Raw genomic sequence first — 18,661 nt, forward strand, 5'->3', positions numbered from 1 at the left:
AGCCAAGGCAGGAATAACCATGTCGAGTGCATCGATTTCAATTTGGAGCAGTCGGGTTGCCCACGGCACCCGTCGCAGCGGATCAGTGGCGGCGACCCTGTTCGGCCTGTTGTTGCTCACTTTCTTCATTGGCCGGGTCATGCCGCTGGACCCGGTACTGGCCATCGTCGGCCCTGACGCAGATGCGACCACCTACGCTCAGGCGTATCAGGAACTGGGCCTGGACAAGCCGCTGACCACCCAGTTCGTCATGTACCTCAGTGACCTGCTGCACGGTGATCTGGGCAAAGCCCTGCTGACCGGCCACCCGGTGATAGACGACATCGCGCGGGTCTTCCCGGCCACGCTGGAGCTGGCCACCCTGGCAATCCTGTTCGGCGTGCTGCTGGGCTTGCCATTGGGGGTGTATGCCGCCACCCATCAGGGCCGCAGCGGCGACCATATTGCCCGGGTCATTACCCTGTTTGGCTATTCCACACCGATCTTCTGGCTGGGCATGATGGCTTTTCTGGTGTTCTACGCCTGGCTGGGCTGGGCCGGAGGGGTTGGACGCATCGGTCTGGCCTATGACGGCCTGATCGAAACCCGCACCTGCCTGTTGCTGATCGATACCGCGCTGTCCGGCGACTGGGAGGCCTCTCGCAGCGCACTGCGCCACATCCTCCTGCCTGCGGTAATCCTCAGTTTCAATTCGGTGGCGTATATCAGCCGCATGACCCGCAGCTTCATGCTCGAACAGCTTTCGCAGGAATACATCATCACCGCCCAGGTCAAGGGCCTGTCGCAGCGACGCATCGTCTGGGGCCACGCGTTCCGCAACATTCGCGTGCAACTGCTGACCATCGTCGCCCTCGCCTACGGCGGCCTGCTGGAGGGCGCGGTACTCATAGAAACCGTGTTCGCCTGGCCCGGCTTCGGCCAGTACCTGACCAGCAGCCTGCTGCTGGGCGACATGAATGCCGTGATGGCCTGCGTCCTGCTGATCGGGTTGATCTTCGTGATCCTCAATCAGATCAGTGACGCCCTTTATAAAGTCTTCGACCCGAGAACCCGCTGATGACGACTTCCATTGCAAGCAGCGCCACGCCCATGGTTCAGGCGCCAACCTCAAGCATCGCAGCATTGGCCGCCAGCAGTGCGCGCCTGATGCGTTTTCTGTTGCGCAACCCGATGACGCTGGCAGGGCTAATCGTCATCGGCACGCTGATGATCGTCGCACTGTTCGCGCCGTGGATCGCCACTCACGACCCGCTGGCTCAGGACCTGTCGGCCGCGCTGCGCATGCCCGGTGCACAGAACTGGTTCGGCACCGATGAGTACGGCCGCGACGTGTTCAGCCGACTCGTCTACGGCTCGCGCATCACGCTGTACATCGTGATGCTGGTGACGGTGATCGTCGGCCCGATCGGCCTGCTGATCGGCACTGTGTCCGGCTATTTCGGCGGCTGGGTCGACAGCCTGTTCATGCGTATCACCGACATCTTCATCTCGTTCCCCAGTCTGGTGCTGGCACTGGCCTTCATCGCCGCCCTGGGCCCTGGCCTGGAACACGCAGTCATCGCCATCGCCCTGACGGCCTGGCCACCGATCGCCCGTCTGGCGCGGGCCGAAACCCTGTCGCTGCGCAACGCCGATTTCGTTGTCGCAGTGAAGCTGCAAGGTGCCTCGGCAGTGCGGGTGATCGGCCGTCACATCATTCCGATGTGCCTGTCTTCGGTGATCATCCGCCTGACCATGAACATGGCCAGCATCATTCTCACCGCCGCCGCACTGGGCTTTCTCGGCCTCGGCGCACAGGCCCCGCTGCCGGAATGGGGCGCGATGATCTCCAGTGGCCGTCGTTACATGCTGGAAAGCTGGTGGCTGGTGGCCGCACCCGGCGCAACCATCATGCTGGTCAGTCTGGCGTTCAACCTGCTGGGCGACGGATTGCGCGATGTACTTGACCCACGCAGCGAATGACACGCATCGAACAATAATAAAAGGGGCTAACACCATGTCACACACAGCCATGCCACAGATAAAGCTTGCAGTAGAAGATTTACGCGTCGAGTTCAGTCATGCGGGCAAGGTCACGGCAGCCGTTCGCGACGTGTCATTCAGCCTTGGCCGGGAAAAGCTGGCGATTGTTGGCGAATCGGGATCGGGCAAATCCACGGTCGGTCGCAGCCTGCTGCGTCTGCATCCGGCAACGGCCAGGGTCACGGCGAAAACCCTGCGTTTCGGCGATATCGATTTACTTGAATGCAGCGAAAAACAGATGCAAAGCATTCGCGGGCGGCGCATGTCGATGATCATGCAGGACCCGAAATACTCGCTGAACCCGGTGATCAAGGTAGGCGAACAGATCGCTGAGGCCTATCTGGCGCATCACAGGGTTTCGAAAAAGGAAGCCCGCGAACGCACGCTGGACATGCTGGCCAAGGTGCACATCCGCGAACCGGCGCGAGTCTACGAACTGTATCCCCATGAAGTTTCGGGCGGTATGGGCCAGCGGATCATGATCGCGATGATGGTGATCACCGACCCGCAAGTGATCATCGCCGACGAGCCGACTTCTGCACTGGATGTGTCGGTGCGCCGTCAGGTGCTCAACGTGCTGGAAGAGCTGGTCAGCGAGCGCGATCTGGGCCTGATCTTCATCAGCCACGACCTGAATATGGTCCGTCACTTTTGCGACCGGGTGCTGGTGATGTACGCCGGGCGGGTCGTGGAATCGCTGAACGCCAGCGAGCTGGATCAGGCGCGTCATCCCTACACTCAAGGCCTGTTGGCCGCCCTGCCCAGCCTGGATCACCCGCGTGCCAGCCTGCCGGTTCTGCAACGCGATCCCCTTTGGCTCACTCACTGAGAATGCTCCCATGGCAATGATCACAGTCGATTCACTGAACCTGAGCTTCGGCACTGGCCCAGCGCTGAATCAGGTGCTGCGTGACGTCAACCTGCAGGTCGAGCAAGGCCAGTCGTTCGGCCTGGTCGGCGAGTCCGGCTCGGGCAAGACCACCGTGCTGCGCTGCCTGGCAGGACAATATCATCACTGGAGCGGCGCACTGAGCGTGGCCGGCCAGACCGTGCAGCGCAAGCTCGATGCCAGTCACTACCGCACCGTGCAGATGGTCTTTCAGGACCCCTATGCCTCGCTGCATCCGCGCCACACCATCGACGCGGCGCTCAAGGAGCCATTGAGCATCCACCGGATCGGTGACCGCGACCGTCGCGTGTGTGAAGTGCTGAACAAGGTCGGTCTCAACGAGAGCTTTCGTTTCCGTTACCCGCATCAGCTGTCCGGCGGCCAGCGCCAGCGGGTCGCTATTGCAAGGGCGCTGATTCTCGAACCACGTGTGCTGCTGCTCGACGAACCTACCTCGGCACTGGACGTTTCGGTGCAGGCCGAAATTCTCAATCTGCTGGCCGACTTGCGTCATCAGCAAGGCCTGACCTACCTCATGGTGACCCACGACCTCGGTGTAGTGGCGCACTTGTGTGACCGGGTTGCGGTCATGCAGCAAGGCCAGGTGCTGGAAACCCTCGATAGCAGCCAGTTGATCAACAACCAGGCTCGGCACGAGTATTCGCGACTGCTGATTCAGGCCAGCCGCGACATGGACCTGCGCCCGACGGGATGACCCGCCGCCGGGCTCACGAGCGCTGAACCCGTAAACCTGCCGACACTGTGATCCCCGGCCCTCTCGGCCAAGGGATCCGGCTGCCTGCGATTTACCTGAACACACCCAAAACAGCCATCAAACAAGAATAAAAAAATGAAAAAAACACTCGCACTGATCTCTCTGACTGCTCTGTTCCCCGGCGCCTGGGCGCATGCCGACAGCGCGTACATCAACTACCGTCACCAATATGCAGAAAGCACGCGCATGCATGCCGACCGGGTCAAATTCGGCAGCCGGCTGGACAGCGGCTGGGGCTTCGAAGGTGAACTCAAATACAAGACCGCAGGCGACCGCCAGGACGTAGCGTTCGACAACACCGTCGGCAACGGCCACGAATTGACGGTCAGCTATCAATACCGGCTTGACGAAAAATGGCTGCTGACGCCTTCGTTTGCACTGGAAAGCATCGAGAAATCGACGGCCTATAAAATGGGCCTCAAGCTGGGCTACAAAGTAAACGATCAGTTGAGCGTGTCAGGCCGCTATCGCTACGACTCGATCAAGCTGGACATCAAGCTGGACAGGGACAAGGTCAACCACGAAATGCCTGACAACCAGATGGACGATCAGTCGATCAATCGTTACGACGTCTGGGTCAACTACGCCAGCAAAGGCCCGTGGGCGTACGAGTATCAGTTCACCTACTTCGATGCCGACTACATTCGCTATGACAACGGCAAGACCGACTACGAACAGAATGCGGCCTTCAAATACAAATGGGACAAGCACTGGGTGCCGTTCTTTGAAGTCGGCGACATCAAGGTCGATTCCAAAGATGACAAGCGCCAGCTGAGATTGCGCGTAGGCGTGCAGTACAACTTCCTGTAGCGCATCCCACTGGAGCACACCATCGTGCGACGCTCCGCGTCGCATGCATTGTCTGGCTTCTGATTATCGTGCCGACGCTCCGCGTCGCATGCCGTTCTGGACGCTCAGCGTCCTCTTTCGAGCATGCGGTGCGGCGCAGATTTGTGACGCGGAGCGTCACCCAAGGCATTCCTACGCTGGTGAACTGCCCCCCAAAAGTTGGACGGTTTTAGCTTGCCGCCTGAGCCCTGTATTTTACGGGGCTTTGGCCGTTGAGCTTCAGCTTGATGCGGTCATGGTTGTAGTAGTGGATGTACTCATCCAGACCTGCTTTCAACTCATCGATGCTTTCAAACTGTTTCAGGTAGAAAAACTCGGATTTCAGTGTACCGAAAAAGCTTTCCATTGCCGCATTGTCCAGGCAGTTGCCCTTACGGGACATGCTTTGTTTGACGCCTCGTACCGATAGCTTATGGCGATACTGCGCGTGTTGATACTGCCAGCCCTGGTCCGAGTGCATCACAAGCTTCGGCTCGTCCTGCAACTGCTGAAGCGCCTTGTCCAGCATGCTGGTGACCAGCTCAAAGCTCGGCCTTGTCGACACTTCATACGCCACGATTTCACCGTTGTACAAGTCCATCACGGGTGAGAGATACAGCTTTCGATTGCCTACCTTGAACTCAGTCACATCGGTCACCCACTTCTGGTTCGGGCGTTGCGCGCTGAAATTGCGCTCCAGCAAATTCGGCGCAATGGTTCCGATTACGCCCTTATAGGAGCGGTATTTTTTGGGGCGCACCACTGATCGCAGGCCCAGTTCTGCCATCAGTCGTTCTACAACCTTCTTGTTGACCAAAATACCTGCAGTGCGAATGACCGCCGTGATACGCCGAGCGCCATAAAGGCCTTTCTCCTCGTGGTAAATGCTTTCGACTAACTGTTTCAAAGCAGCATAGGGATCGGGTCTGGATTGCACCTGAACCTGATAGTAAAACGTGCTGCGTGCCAAGCCCGCCAGCCTCAGCAGAGCGCAAAGCGGGAACCGGCCCCTCAGTTGCTTGATGCTCAGGGCTTTTTCGGTTGCCGTCGTTTCTGCTCCTTCAGCTCTTCCAACTTTTTTAGGTAAGCGTTCTCCATGCGCAGATATTCAAGCTCGCTCATCAACTGGTCGCGCGTCTTCTGCGTATCGTCGGCGGTTACTGGTTTGGCGGGATAAGGCTTCTTTGGCATGGCGACAGGCTTTCTTCTGGCAGGAACATACGGGGCTGTACCGCTACTGTAATGCCGCTTTTCCCAAATGACTATTTGGCCGGGATCCCCGATACCAAAATGCGCAGCGGCCTGACGGAGCGATAGCTTGTGTTCACGCCTGTGCTCAAGCACTGAGCGCTTGAAAGCTTCGCTGTATCGAAGACCAGGCTTGCGATGGCCGGTGTGACCATGACTCTTGTAGTTAGCGACCCAGCGTCGAAGCAGGCTGAAATCGATCGAGAACTGGCGGGCTACCATACGAAAGCCCATGTTGTCTTCAAGATACGCTTTGACGACAGTGAGCTTGAACTGCTCTGAATACTTACCCATTTGAACACCCCCGTGAGGTCGGATTGGTGTCCAACTTCTTGGGGGCAGTTCACTGGAGCGTGAGGAACGAGAGGTGTCTGGCAGAAACTCCGCAGATTATCGTGCCGACGCTCCGCGTCGACATGCAGCTCTGGACGCTCTGCGTCCTCTTTCGAGCATGCGGTGCGGCGCAGATTTGTGACGCGGAGCGTCACCCAAGGCATTCCTACGCTGGAGCGTAAGGAACGAGAGGTGTCTGGCAGAAACTCCGCAGATTATCGTGCCGACGCTCCGCGTCGACATGCAGCTCTGGACGCTCTGCGTCCTCTTTAGAGCATGCGGTGCGGCGCAGATTTGTGCCGTGGAGCGTCACTCAAGGCATCACCACACTGGAGCATGAGGAACGATAGGTGTCTGGCAGAAACTCCGCGTCCGGCCCTGAATCGCTCAGTCGCTGTACAGCGCCTGAGTGCGACGCAGGCGCATGCGGCTGCCGTTGAGGTGCAGGTACATCGCCGAGCGCGCTGCGTCGACGTTGCCTTCGGCGATGGCGTTGTAGATTTGCCGATGTTCGGTGTTGATTCCGGCCAGGTAGGCGTTGCGATCGCTCTGCCCTGTGTAGGCCGAGTTCATCCGCGTGCGGGGAATCAGCTTGGTGCCCAGATGTTTCATGATATCGATCAGGTACGCATTGCCAGACGCCTTGGCGATCTTGAGGTGAAATTGAAAATCGGCATTGATGGTGGTTCCGGATTTCTGCGGGCCTTCGAGCAGCGCATCGAACGCCCGCTTGAGCTCAAGCAACGCTTCAGGGCTGCGTCGCTGCGCAGCCAGCCCTGCTGCCTCGACTTCCAGGCTCAAGCGAAACTCCAGCAGGTTCAGCACATCGGACAAGGTGGCGATGGTCGCAGGCCCTACCGAAAAACCTTCAGGCGGTGGCATGTCTAGAACAAAGGTGCCGACACCATGCCGGGTTTCCACCAGCCCGGCGGCCTGCATCCGCGACAGCGCATCGCGCACCACCGTGCGGCTGACACCCTCGGCTTCCATGATGTGGATCTCGGAAGGCAATTTCTCGCCGCGCACCAGCACACCGTCACGCATGCGCTGGGCGAAGCGGTCGACAAGGGTTTCTGCCAGGCGTCGATGGTTCTTTTGCGAGGAAAGCGCGTTGTCCGACATTGCAGCCTCAGTTCTGTCCGATACGCGAGTATAGGCTGCGATCACCACACAAAACACGCCTTGAGTACGGTTATACTCAGCCACCCGACACGGACCCGATCACCCGCCATGGAACAACCTTCCACATCAAAAGGCCGTCGCTCCAGTCTGACTCAGCAACTGGTCGCCGAGTTTTCGCGCAGAATTCGCGAAGGCGAGATCCAGAGCGGTGAAAAGCTTCCTACCGAACAGGTGATCATCCGTGAAACCGGGGTCAGCCGCACCGTGGTTCGTGAAGCGATGTCGCGCCTGCAAGCCGAAGGTCTGGTCGAAACCCGGCATGGCATCGGCACCTTCGTAGTCGATGCCGCGCAGCCAGGGCATTTCCAGCAGATTGAATCGCCAATCGGTACATCCGGCGACGCGGTATCCATCATCGAGCTGCGCCTGAGCATCGAGCCGGAATCCGCCGCGCTCGCGGCTCAACGCCGCACGCCCGAACAACTGGATGCCATCCGTCAGGCACTCGATGAGCTGCATCGCTGTGCGCGCCTGGGGCACGACACCATGAAGGCCGATTTCGAGTTTCACCGGCAGATATCACTGTGCACAGCCAATAGCTTCTTTACCGACGTGATGAGCCAGCTCGGCAGCAGCATCCTGCCCCGCACCCGCAGCGGCTTCGGCAATATCACGTCGTTGCACGCAGAGGACGACCCAGGCATCCAGCAACGCGAACAGGAGACCATCTTCGACGCCATTGTCCATCAGGATCGGGATGCCGCCCGAGCCGCGATGCGTCTGCATCTGATCAACAGTCTGCTGCGCCTGCGCGCAAAGGATTAGCCACTAAAACGCTTATCGTTTACCATGCCGCCCGTCGGTTTCCGAGAGGAACTAACAGGGAATTCGCACGCTTTGTCTGCACAAGGCCAAAACGAAACTGCCCCCGCAACTGTAGGCATCGAGCCTGCTCCATGACTGCCACTGGATTCAGCTCCGGGAAGGCCGGAGCCTGGCGATGACATGCCAGTCAGGAGACCTGCCGACCTGCTTCAATCCACTAACCGGCGGGGTGTCCGGGAAGGACATCCGCACGCGGCAGCATTTCCCGTCGTGCCCGGTCATTTGCCGGGGATGTGTTTCCTGATGTGCATTGCGCCTTGGCACCTGCTCCAACGGAGACCGCATTTCATGTCGCTGCCCCGCCTTGCCGTACTTGCCGCCAGCCTGACGCTGTCCACCCTGACCCTCGCCGCGCCTACTCAGTATCCGCTGACCCTCGAAAACTGTGGTTCGACCCTGACGTTCGCACATGCGCCGACCAAGGCAGTGACCATTGGCCAGGCCGGTACTGAAATGCTCTACGAACTAGGCCTGGGCGACCGGCTGGTGGGCACTTCGCTGTGGTTCAACAACGTGTTACCACGCTTCAAGGCGCAGAACGACAAGGTAGAACGTCTGGCCGACAACGACCCAAGCTTTGAATCGGTGATTGGCAAACGTCCGGAACTGGTGGCGGTGCAGCTGGAGTGGATGGTCGGCAAACAGGGCGTGGTCGGCACACGCGAGCAGTTCCATGACCTGAAAATACCCACTTACATTCTGCCGTCCGATTGCGAAGGCAAAGACAATCTGGTCGGTGCCGACGGCACACGCCTGGAGCCGTTCCGCATCGAGACCATCTACAAGAGCATCGAGCAACTGGCGCAGATTTTCGACGTACAGGACCGCGGTGACACGCTGGTCGCCGACCTCAAGGCCCGCCTGAGCGCGGCGATTGCCAACGTCAAACAGAACAAGGCGAACGACGTCTCGGCGCTGTTCTGGTTTTCCAGTTCCGACCTCGCCAGCGACCCGTTCGTGGCAGGCCGCAAAGGCATCCCGGACTTCATGCTCAACAGCCTGGGCATGCGTAATATCGTCAAGTCCGACGAGGAATGGCCGACAGTGGGCTGGGAGACCATTGCCAAGGCCAACCCAAGCATTCTGGTGATTGCACGCATGGATCGCCGCCGCTTCCCGGCCGACGACTACCTGAAAAAGATCGAATTCCTCAAGAGCGACCCGGTGACGCGCAACATGGACGCAGTCAAGCATGACCGGATCGTGATCATCGACGCCGAAGGCATGCAGGCTGGCCTGCGCCTGTTTACCGGGTTCGAGGAACTTGCTGACGCCGCCAACCGTTTCAACGCTGCACAATGAGATTACAGGTAGCACTGGGCCATGTGCTCTGGGTCTCGGCAGTGCTGGTGCTGGCAATCATGGTCGGTGCAGCGATTGGCGAAACCTCGATCAGCCTGAAGGTGGTTTTTCAGGTGCTGGCCAACAAACTCTGGGCTGCCGGCTATGTGCTCGACCCTATCGACGAAGGCATCGTCTGGAACTACCGGCTGACCCGCGCCATTGTCGCGGCAGCCTGCGGGGCCGGGCTGGCGATCTGTGGCGTGGTGTTGCAATCCTTGTTGCGCAACCCGCTGGCAGACCCATATCTGCTGGGAATTTCCGCCGGAGCCTCGACCGGCGCGGTGCTGGTCGCCATTCTGGGCTTCGGCGCGGGGGCTATTTCGATGTCGGCAGGCGCTTTTGCCGGGGCCGTGGCGGCGTTTTCGCTGGTCGCCCTGCTGGCGCACTCGTCGCGAGGCACCACAGCAGCCGGGCAGATCATTCTGGCCGGAATCGCCGGTTCACAGCTGTTCAATGCCCTGACGTCGTTTCTGATCACCAAATCCGCCAGCTCCGAACAGGCACGCGGCATCATGTTCTGGCTGCTGGGCAACCTCAGCGGCGTACGCTGGCACTCGGTCTGGCTGGCAGTGCCGACGGTGCTGGTCGGTCTGCTGGTGTGCCTCTGGCACCGGCGAGCGCTGGACGCGTTCACTTTCGGCAGCGACTCGGCGGCGTCACTGGGGATTGCCGTGCGGCGCGTGCAGATCATCCTGATCGCGACCGCAGCCCTGGTCACCGCAGTGATGGTATCGATCGTCGGCTCCATCGGTTTTGTCGGGCTGGTGATCCCGCACGCGGTGCGTATGCTGATCGGTGTGCGCCACGCACGGCTGGTGCCGTTGAGTGCATTGAGCGGCGCGCTGTTTCTGATCGCTGCCGACATCCTCTCGCGCACGCTGATCAAGGGCCAGGCGCTGCCGATTGGCGTCATTACCGCACTGATCGGCGCACCGGTCTTCGCTTTGATTCTTATCCGGGGAAATAGCACGCGATGAACGCCTTTCCTCATCTGGTCAACGCACCGGTGCTGGGCTGCTCCGGGCTGGGTTATTCGGTTCGTGGCACTGCGTTGCTGCGCGACGTCGACTTGAGCATCGCAGCCGGCGAGACACTGGCCGTGGTCGGCCCTAACGGTTCGGGAAAATCCACCCTGCTGAAACTATTGGCCGGTATTCAGAAACCGGTCTGCGGCACGGTCAGACTGGGCGGGCAACCACTTGAGGCAATGAGCCGCAGAGACGTGGCGCGCTTGCTGGCGGTGGTCGAACAACAAGCGGAAACCAGCGATGCCGTGACGGTTCTGGATGCCGTCGAGCTAGGCCGCACGCCCTGGCTGTCGGCACTCGAGCCGTGGAGTGCTAACGATGACGCAATCGTTCGCCAGGCGTTGCAGAATGTGGACATGCTGCACATGCAGAAACGTGCCTGGCACACCTTGTCCGGTGGCGAGCGGCAGCGCGTGCACATCGCCAGGGCACTGGCGCAACGACCCAGGATCCTTCTGCTGGACGAACCGACCAATCACCTGGATATCCAGCACCAACTGACCATTCTCGGTCTGGTCAGGGCTTTGCCGGTAACCACTGTGATAGCCCTGCACGATCTGAATCAGGCGCTGGATTGCGACCGCGTGGCGGTCATGGAGAAAGGCCGGCTGGTCGCACTGGGGGCGCCGGTCGAGGTGCTGACCCCGGAACGCCTGCTGAGCACCTTCGGCGTCGTGGCGCACTGGCTGACCGACCCTTTCGACGGCGCGAAAATCCTGCGTTTGCGCTCACACTGAAGACGCGCCGATGGTCAGCCGGTCACCTGGCGCATGCTTCAACAGGTGCGCCGCGCGGCCTGTAGCACTACAATGCGCGCTTTGCACGCCGCAGGATCCCGTTGCCATGTCGTTACCCAAACACCACCTGGAATTGCTCAGCCCTGCACGGGATGTGACCATCGCCCGTGAAGCCATCCTGCATGGTGCCGATGCGGTGTATATCGGCGGGCCGAGCTTTGGTGCGCGGCACAACGCCTGCAACGAGGTCAGCGACATTGCCGAGCTGGTCAAATTCGCGCACCGCTACCACGCGCGGATCTTTACCACCATCAACACCATCCTCCATGACGACGAGCTGGAGCCCGCGCGCAAGCTGATTCACCAGCTTTACGACGCCGGCGTGGACGCGTTGATCGTGCAGGACCTCGGGGTGATGGAGATGGACATTCCGCCCATCGAGCTGCACGCCAGCACGCAAACCGATATTCGCACCCTGAGCCGGGCGAAGTTTCTCGATCAGGCCGGTTTCTCGCAGTTGGTGCTGGCCCGGGAACTGAATCTGCAGGAAATCCGCGCAATCGCCGATGAAACCGATGCGGCCATCGAATTCTTCATCCACGGCGCCCTGTGCGTGGCGTTCTCCGGGCAGTGCAATATTTCCCACGCGCAAAACGGCCGCAGTGCCAACCGCGGCGACTGCTCGCAGGCTTGCCGCCTGCCGTACACGCTCAAGGATGATCAGGGCCGCGTCGTTGCCTTCGAAAAGCATCTGTTGTCGATGAAAGACAACAACCAGAGCGCCAACCTGCGCGATCTGGTGGACGCAGGCGTGCGCTCGTTCAAGATTGAAGGTCGCTACAAGGACGCAGGCTACGTCAAAAATATCACCGCCTATTACCGCCAGCGTCTGGACGAGATTCTCGAAGACCGTCCGGACCTCGCCCGCGCTTCCAGCGGCCGTACCGCACACTTCTTCGTGCCTGACCCGGAAAAGACCTTTCATCGCGGCAGCACCGACTATTTCGTCAGTGACCGCAAGATCGACATCGGTGCTTTCGATACGCCGACGTTTACCGGTCTGGCAGTCGGCACCGTCGAAAAACTCGGCAAGCGTGACCTGATCGCTGTGACCCATGAGCCGCTGTCCAACGGTGACGGTCTTAACGTGCAGATCAAGCGTGAAGTGGTGGGCTTCCGTGCCAATAAGGCGAGTTCGAAGAAGACGGCCAGAAGCGCTGGCGCTACCGTGTAGAACCCAACGAGATGCCTGCGGCCCTTTCCCGTGTGCGCCCCAACCATCCGTTGAATCGCAACCTGGACCACAACTGGCAGCAGGCGCTGCTCAAGACCTCGGTCGAGCGCCGCATCGGCATTCAGTGGCAGGTTACCCTTCGTGAAGACCACCTGCGCCTGGAAGCCATCAGTGAAGAAGGTGTGAGCGTCGCGGTAAACCTTGACGGCCCGTTCGGCGCAGCCAACAAGCCCGAGCAGGCGCTGGATCAACTGCGTGACCTGCTCACTCAGCTGGGCACCACGATCTACCATGCTCAGGATGTCAGGCTCGACGCGCCACAGGCGTTCTTCGTGCCCAACTCGCAGCTCAAGACCCTGCGTCGCGATGCCATCGAGGCGCTGACCGAAGCGCGCATCGAGGCGCATCCACGCGGTGGCCGCAAGGCGGAGACGACCCCGCCACCGGTGTACCCGGAGTCGCATCTGTCTTTTCTGGCCAACGTCTACAACCAGAAGGCTCGCGACTTCTATCATCGCCACGGCGTACAGCTGATCGACGCGGCCTACGAGGCCCACGAAGAGACCGGCGAAGTGCCCGTGATGATCACCAAGCATTGCCTGCGCTTCTCGTTCAACCTGTGCCCGAAACAGGCCAAAGGTGTGACGGGCGTGCGCACCAAGGTCGCGCCGATGCAACTGGTGCACGGTGATGAAGTGTTGACCCTCAAGTTCGATTGCAAGCCTTGCGAAATGCACGTGATCGGCAAGATGAAAGGTCACATTCTCGACTTGCCGCTCCCCGGCAGCGCGGCGGCCAAATCGGTGGTCGGCCATATCACACCGGAAGACCTGCTCAAGACTGCGCGTCAGCGTTCCACTCGCTGATCGGTATGAGGGGGGGGTTGGCGCCCTGCCAGCCCCTTGCGTCTTCTGACAAAGCAATCTTAAAGAACGCGCTCCATATGGGTGGTATTCCACACCGGGTCGTTTTCCACATCGGTCACAGCAAAACCCTGTTTCTCCCAGAAACGGATCGCGCCGGGCAGAAACGGATGGGTATGCAGGTACAAAACCTCTATGCCACCTGCCTCGGCATGCGCCCAGAGCGCCTGACATAAACGGCTGGCCAGCCCGTCGCCGCGAAACTCCGGCGTGACGAACAGGCGCACGATCTCAACGGTTCTGCGCCCGCGATAATCGAGCTGCAGGAAACGATGATCGAACGGCAGGTAGCCCACAGCCGCGATGATCTGCCCTTCACTGCGGGCGATCAGAAACTTGCCGTCCTCCCCGCCCAGATACACCTGCTCGAAACCGGCCAGATCGGGCGGAACGGTGACGGTGTCGAGCAAGGGAAAGATCCCGGCACGTGCACGCATGACGAAATCGACGGTGTGCGGGATCTCGGAGGGGTGTACCTCAGTAATAGTGATGTTCATGAGCACGGACTTATTGGGGGAATTGCAGGGTGATACAAATGTTACGCCAGAGATGGGCCTTTGGACGCACGGCTTGACTATAGAGCAGGCGGCGCGGCGCAGAATTGTGACGCGGAGCGTCACGACAGGCATTCCCACGCGGAGCGTGAGGAACGATATGTGCCTGGAGCGACTGGGGCGCCCGGAGGTAAAAACGCCGATTATCGTGAGCGGGCAATGCGGCGCACAGCTTTACAGCGCAAACCCTTCGATGCGCACCAATGCAAGGCAGGAAAAATCATGCGCCGGACGCCGTTGTAAACGCTGCGCAGCCTTGCGGGCATTGCCAATTCGGGCCTGGAGCACTGCCGACGCAAGCTGGCACAGCCCCTGCATAATCTTGAACAACCCCACCATGAATGTGGTCGGGCCGCCCCGGTTGATCGACGTTGATCGCCAGTCTCGAAGAGACCAGAGGGCCACATGGGTGCATCCGGCAACGTGGCTTGATGGCATCCCCGAACACCCAATAAGAGAACAGGCAAAGGCGCCTGGAACCGAAAGGTTCCGGGCGCTTTTTTTTTGCTTCAAAAAACCTGATTGGCCTCGGCCGGGACTTGCTATGAACACCACAGTCTTCCCCATGAACGATGTAAAAACCCTGATCGTCGTCGGTAATGGCATGGTCGGACACCATTGCGTCGAGCAGTTGATCGCAGGCGGCGCACTGGAGCGTTATCGCATCCATGTATTTGGCGAAGAAGCACAGCGTGCCTACGACCGCGTGCATTTGTCCGAATACTTTACCGGCCGCGATGCCGAGTCGCTGGCCATGAGTGAAATGTCTGTCTACGAACAACCTGGCCTGACGCTGCACCTGGGCGTACCGGTGCTGGAGATTGATCGTGATCGTCATGAAATCATCACCGCCGAAGGCTGCTTCAGCTACGACAAGCTGATCCTGGCCACAGGCTCCTTCCCGTTCGTACCGCCGATCGAGGGCGCACAGGGCAACTCGCGGCTGGTCTATCGCACGCTTGAGGACCTGGACACCATTCGCTACGCCGCCTCGAAAGCTCGCCGTGGCGTGGTAGTCGGCGGTGGTCTGCTCGGGCTTGAAGCGGCCAATGCACTGAAATCGCTTGGCCTGGAAGCCCATGTTGTCGAGTTCGCCCCGCGCTTGATGCCGGTGCAACTGGACGAGCACGGCGGGGCCGCCTTGAAAGCGCGTATCGAAGCGCTGGGCGTCGGCGTACACCTGTCGCGCGCCACACAATCGATCAGCGACGGCAAGCAATACCGCTATCGCATGAACTTCGCCAACGACGAATTTCTGGAAACCGATCTGATCGTGTTCTCTGCCGGTATCCGCCCGCAGGACGCTCTGGCTCGCCAGTGTGAACTGGAACTCGGCCCGCGTGGCGGTATTGCAATCGACGAGCACTGTCGCACCAGTGACGCCGATATCTATGCAATCGGCGAGTGCGCGGCCTGGAACGGCAGCGTATTCGGCCTGGTAGCACCCGGTTATCAGATGGCCCGTGGCGTAGCTGCACAGTTGTGCGAAAAGGACACTGAGCCGTTCTTCGGTGCCGACATGTCCACCAAGCTCAAGCTGCTGGGCGTGGATGTCGGCTCCATTGGTGACGCGCACGGTGCGCTGGCCGGGGCTGTCAGTTATCGTTTCATTGACGAAGCCACCGCCAGCTACCGTCGCTTGGTGGTGTCGGCCGATGGCAAACAGGTACTCGGCGCTGTGCTGGTCGGCGACAACAGTTACTACGACACCCTGCTGCAATATGCGCAGAACGGCATCCCGCTGCCCGCCGATCCATTGAGCCTGATTCTGCCGCGTGGCGAAGGCGCGCCGACGCTGGGTGCCGATGCCCTGCCCGCCACCGCGACCATCTGTTCCTGCCATAACGTCAGCAAGGGCTCTATCTGTTCGGCAATCGACAATGGCTGCACCGACCTCGCCGGGATCAAGGCCTGCACCAAAGCGGCCACCGGCTGTGGCGGCTGCACCGCGCTGCTCAAGCAGGTGTTCGAGCATGAGTTGATGGCGCGCGGTGTGGCGGTCGACAAAAGCCTCTGCGAGCACTTCGCCTACACCCGCCAGGAGTTGTACTCGATGGTCCGCGTCGAAGGTATCGAGACCTTTGACGAGCTGCTGACTCGCCATGGCAAAGGCGCGCATGGCTGCGACATCTGCAAGCCTGCGGTCGGCTCGATTCTCGCTTCGTGCTGGAACCGCCCCATCACCGAACCTTCGCTGGTGCCACTGCAGGACACCAACGACACCTTCATGGCTAACATGCAGAAAAACGGCACCTACTCGGTCGTACCGCGTATTCCGGGCGGCGAAATCACCCCCGACGGGCTGATCGCGATTGGTGCCGTGGCCAAGAAGTACGACTTGTACACCAAGATCACCGGCGGCCAGCGCATCGACCTGTTCGGCGCGCAACTGCATGAACTGCCGGACATCTGGAGTGAGTTGATTGAGGCGGGTTTCGAGACCGGGCATGCCTACGGCAAATCGACCCGGACGGTTAAGTCCTGCGTCGGCAGTACCTGGTGCCGCTATGGCGTGCAGGACAGCGTCGCCATGGCACTGCGCATCGAGGACCGTTACAAGGGGCTGCGCTCACCGCACAAACTCAAGTTCGCCGTATCCGGCTGCACCCGCGAGTGCGCCGAAGCGCAGAGCAAGGATGTGGGTGTGATTGCCACCGAGAACGGCTGGAACCTGTACCTGTGCGGCAACGGCGGCATGCGTCCGCGCCACGCCGAGCTGTTCGCCACCGACCTGGATGACGAAACCCTGATTCGCTACATCGACCGTTTCCTGATGCTCTACATCCGCACTGCCGACAAGCTGCAACGCACCTCGGTCTGGCGTGAATCGCTGGAAGGCGGCCTCGACTATCTCAAGGCGGTGATTGTCGATGACAGCCTGGGGCTGGCCGCAGAGCTGGAGTCGCAGATGCAACTGGTGGTCGACCGCTATGAATGCGAATGGGCCAATGCCCTCAAGGACCCGGAGAAGCTCAAGCGCTTCCGCACCTTCGTCAACGACGGACGTGGCGACCCGGACGTGCATTTCGTCAAGGAGCGCGCCCAGCGTCGTCCGGCAAAACCCGAAGAGCTGGCCCTTATCCCGCTGTTCAAGGAGGTGGTGTAATGAATTCGTCCAACACCGTATTAGCGGGCGAAAACGCCCATTCTGCACTGCAACTGCACTGGCATGCCCTGTGCGGACGCAAGGATCTGGTCGCCAACTCCGGCGTGGTAGCGTGGCTGGACGGCGCGCAGGTAGCGCTGTTCTACCTGCCTGAAACCCCTGAGGGCGAACAGCTTTTTGCCATCGACAACCGCGACCCCAAGTCCGGTGCCAATGTGATCGGTCGCGGACTGATTGGCCATATCGCTGGCGAGCTGGTGATTGCCTCGCCGTTGTACAAGCAGCATTTTCGTCTGCACGACGGTAGTTGCATTGAGTACCCGGAACAACGTCTGGAGGTCTGGCCGGTACGGCTTAACGGAGATCAGGTAGAGATTGCCGTCTAGCTGATAACAATAGGGCCAGACAACCTGATCGCTGGCCGACCAGGCTGTTGCGTGGGATGAATGACCGACTATTGCAGCTCGGACAACAGCGCTTTGTTGAAGCCCTGCGGATCTTCCATCTGCGGGGCATGCCCCTTGCCCTTGAACTCCACCAGTCTGGCACCAGGGATCATCTGCGCCACCTGCTTGCCCAATACCTTGTAATTGCCGATCTTGGCCTTGACCTCGGGCGGTGCGATATCGCTGCCGATGGCAGTGGTATCGGCATCGCCGATCATCAACACGGTCGGCACCTGCAGCCTGGGAAACTCGTAGAACACTGGTTGGGTAAAAATCATGTCGTAGATCAGCGCCGAGTTCCAGGCAACGATCTTATGGCCCGGCCCCTTGTTCAGGCCCGCCAGCATGTCGACCCACTTGTCGTATTCAGGCTTCCAGCGCCCGTCGTAGTAGGTCTTCTGCTCGTAGGCGCGAATGCCTTCGGCGGTGGTTTTCAGTTCGCGCTCATACCACTGATCGACGCTGCGGTAAGGCACGCCAAGGGCCTTCCAGTCTTCCAGACCGATCGGGTTGACCATCACCAGTTTCTCGGTCTGTTTCGGGTACATCAGCGCGTAACGCGTGGCCAGCATGCCGCCGGTGGAATGGCCGACGACCGACGCCTTGTCGATACCCAGCTTTTCGAGCAACGCGTGGGTGTTCATCGACAACTGCTGGAAGCTGTATTGATAGTGCGCAGGTTTGGTCGAGGTGCAAAAACCGATCTGGTCAGGCGCAACAACGCGATAGCCCGCAGCACTCAGCCCCTCGATAGTGTCTTCCCAGGTCGCGGCGCAGAAATTCTTGCCATGCATCAGCACCGCGGTGCGGCCATTGGCCTTGCCGGTGGGTGCGACATCCATGTAACCCATTTCCAGCGTCTGGCCCTGGGACTGAAAACTGAATTTGTGCAGCGCGTGGGGGTAAGTGAAACCTTCCAGTTGCTGGCCATAACCGGGCGTTTCAGCCAGTGCTGCGCCTGACAGCGTCAACGACATCAACATGCCGGCAATCTTTGCAGCCCGCATAAGGGGCACCTCCTGTAGCCTGTGGATAGGGGTCGAAATCTGCAGCCGCTTCCACGTTAAACCGCAGACCAGCAAGTAGACCTTGTTTCCCACTACAGATTCGCCCCTTTCCTGCCTGTAGAACCGTAAGCAGACGTTTCATCATGCCAGCCCGACGGCGGCAAAACGCTGGACGCCCCC

General features: G+C 60.0%; 16 protein-coding genes, 1 pseudogene and 1 riboswitch. Of the genes and pseudogenes, 12 read left to right on the plus strand and 5 right to left on the minus strand.

The window, feature by feature from the left end; all coding sequences use genetic code 11:
• The first annotated feature begins 19 nt into the window (after window positions 1–19).
• The 5 genes from AC4ANK_RS16425 to AC4ANK_RS16445 all read left to right on the plus strand — a co-directional run bounded on the left by AC4ANK_RS16425 (window position 20) and on the right by AC4ANK_RS16445 (window position 4,496).
• Window positions 20–1,057 (plus strand): ABC transporter permease, encoded by a 1,038-nt coding sequence (locus AC4ANK_RS16425; RefSeq protein WP_058886529.1) that lies wholly within the window; start codon window positions 20–22, stop codon window positions 1,055–1,057.
• Window positions 1,057–1,962, plus strand: a complete 906-nt coding sequence (locus tag AC4ANK_RS16430) for an ABC transporter permease (protein ID WP_005731969.1) — start codon at window positions 1,057–1,059, stop codon at window positions 1,960–1,962. Before AC4ANK_RS16425 ends, AC4ANK_RS16430 begins: the two co-directional genes overlap by 1 nt.
• 49 nt (window positions 1,963–2,011) lie before the next feature.
• Window positions 2,012–2,851 carry an ABC transporter ATP-binding protein gene (locus tag AC4ANK_RS16435; protein WP_029240939.1) on the plus strand — a complete coding sequence of 280 codons (840 nt, stop codon included), beginning with the start codon at window positions 2,012–2,014 and terminating at the stop codon, window positions 2,849–2,851.
• A gap of 10 nt (window positions 2,852–2,861) precedes the next feature.
• Window positions 2,862–3,626 (plus strand): ABC transporter ATP-binding protein, encoded by a 765-nt coding sequence (locus tag AC4ANK_RS16440; RefSeq protein WP_005731967.1) that lies wholly within the window; start codon window positions 2,862–2,864, stop codon window positions 3,624–3,626.
• Window positions 3,627–3,761: 135 nt separating this feature from the next.
• Window positions 3,762–4,496: an oligogalacturonate-specific porin KdgM family protein gene (locus tag AC4ANK_RS16445; protein WP_460237835.1), complete on the plus strand. Its 735-nt coding sequence runs from the start codon at window positions 3,762–3,764 to the stop codon at window positions 4,494–4,496.
• A gap of 208 nt (window positions 4,497–4,704) precedes the next feature.
• Here AC4ANK_RS16445 and AC4ANK_RS16450 read toward each other — a convergent pair.
• Window positions 4,705–6,056, minus strand: a protein-coding gene (locus AC4ANK_RS16450) for an IS3 family transposase (RefSeq protein ID WP_095077641.1) whose coding sequence is annotated in 2 segments (ribosomal slippage) — window positions 4,705–5,597 and window positions 5,597–6,056 — 1,353 coding nt in all. Because the reading frame shifts where the segments join, the coding sequence is not laid out codon by codon here.
• A gap of 426 nt (window positions 6,057–6,482) precedes the next feature.
• Window positions 6,483–7,217, minus strand: a complete 735-nt coding sequence (locus tag AC4ANK_RS16455) for a FadR/GntR family transcriptional regulator (RefSeq protein ID WP_005755744.1) — start codon at window positions 7,215–7,217, stop codon at window positions 6,483–6,485.
• Window positions 7,218–7,325: 108 nt separating this feature from the next.
• Between AC4ANK_RS16455 and AC4ANK_RS16460 the strand changes: the two genes are divergently transcribed.
• From AC4ANK_RS16460 to AC4ANK_RS16480, 5 genes and pseudogenes are all read left to right on the plus strand, one after another.
• Window positions 7,326–8,042, plus strand: a complete 717-nt coding sequence (locus AC4ANK_RS16460; protein ID WP_031594936.1) for a FadR/GntR family transcriptional regulator — start codon at window positions 7,326–7,328, stop codon at window positions 8,040–8,042.
• Between the two features lie 18 nt (window positions 8,043–8,060).
• Window positions 8,061–8,260: riboswitch (cobalamin riboswitch) on the plus strand.
• Between the two features lie 130 nt (window positions 8,261–8,390).
• Window positions 8,391–9,404 (plus strand): ABC transporter substrate-binding protein, encoded by a 1,014-nt coding sequence (locus AC4ANK_RS16465; RefSeq protein ID WP_002553909.1) that lies wholly within the window; start codon window positions 8,391–8,393, stop codon window positions 9,402–9,404.
• Complete coding sequence (locus AC4ANK_RS16470; protein WP_002553910.1) at window positions 9,401–10,423, plus strand: FecCD family ABC transporter permease; 1,023 nt, start codon at window positions 9,401–9,403, stop codon at window positions 10,421–10,423. Before AC4ANK_RS16465 ends, AC4ANK_RS16470 begins: the two co-directional genes overlap by 4 nt.
• On the plus strand, window positions 10,420–11,211 hold the full coding sequence (locus AC4ANK_RS16475; protein WP_002553911.1) for an ABC transporter ATP-binding protein: 792 nt from the start codon (window positions 10,420–10,422) through the stop codon (window positions 11,209–11,211). The genes AC4ANK_RS16470 and AC4ANK_RS16475 overlap by 4 nt, the downstream gene beginning before the upstream one ends.
• 106 nt (window positions 11,212–11,317) lie before the next feature.
• Window positions 11,318–13,311 (plus strand): annotated as a pseudogene (locus AC4ANK_RS16480) (peptidase U32 family protein).
• Between the two features lie 59 nt (window positions 13,312–13,370).
• On the opposite strand, the gene AC4ANK_RS16485 reads toward AC4ANK_RS16480, so the two are convergent.
• Window positions 13,371–13,865: a GNAT family N-acetyltransferase gene (locus AC4ANK_RS16485; protein ID WP_002553913.1), complete on the minus strand. Its 495-nt coding sequence runs from the start codon at window positions 13,863–13,865 to the stop codon at window positions 13,371–13,373.
• A 231-nt stretch (window positions 13,866–14,096) separates the two neighbouring features.
• Window positions 14,097–14,327 carry a hypothetical protein gene (locus tag AC4ANK_RS16490; protein ID WP_141234608.1) on the minus strand — a complete coding sequence of 77 codons (231 nt, stop codon included), beginning with the start codon at window positions 14,325–14,327 and terminating at the stop codon, window positions 14,097–14,099.
• A gap of 139 nt (window positions 14,328–14,466) precedes the next feature.
• Here AC4ANK_RS16490 and nirB point away from each other — a divergent pair, with 139 nt between their 5' ends.
• Together nirB and nirD are read left to right on the plus strand one after the other, a co-directional pair.
• Window positions 14,467–17,028, plus strand: a complete 2,562-nt coding sequence (nirB, locus tag AC4ANK_RS16495) for a nitrite reductase large subunit NirB (protein WP_031594937.1) — start codon at window positions 14,467–14,469, stop codon at window positions 17,026–17,028.
• On the plus strand, window positions 17,028–17,414 hold the full coding sequence (nirD, locus tag AC4ANK_RS16500) for a nitrite reductase small subunit NirD (RefSeq protein WP_002553915.1): 387 nt from the start codon (window positions 17,028–17,030) through the stop codon (window positions 17,412–17,414). The genes nirB and nirD overlap by 1 nt, the downstream gene beginning before the upstream one ends.
• 68 nt (window positions 17,415–17,482) lie before the next feature.
• Here nirD and AC4ANK_RS16505 read toward each other — a convergent pair whose 3' ends face one another.
• Complete coding sequence (locus AC4ANK_RS16505; protein WP_002553916.1) at window positions 17,483–18,481, minus strand: alpha/beta fold hydrolase; 999 nt, start codon at window positions 18,479–18,481, stop codon at window positions 17,483–17,485.
• Window positions 18,482–18,661 lie beyond the last annotated feature (180 nt).

The organism is Pseudomonas sp. Pmew2, assembly GCF_058129885.1.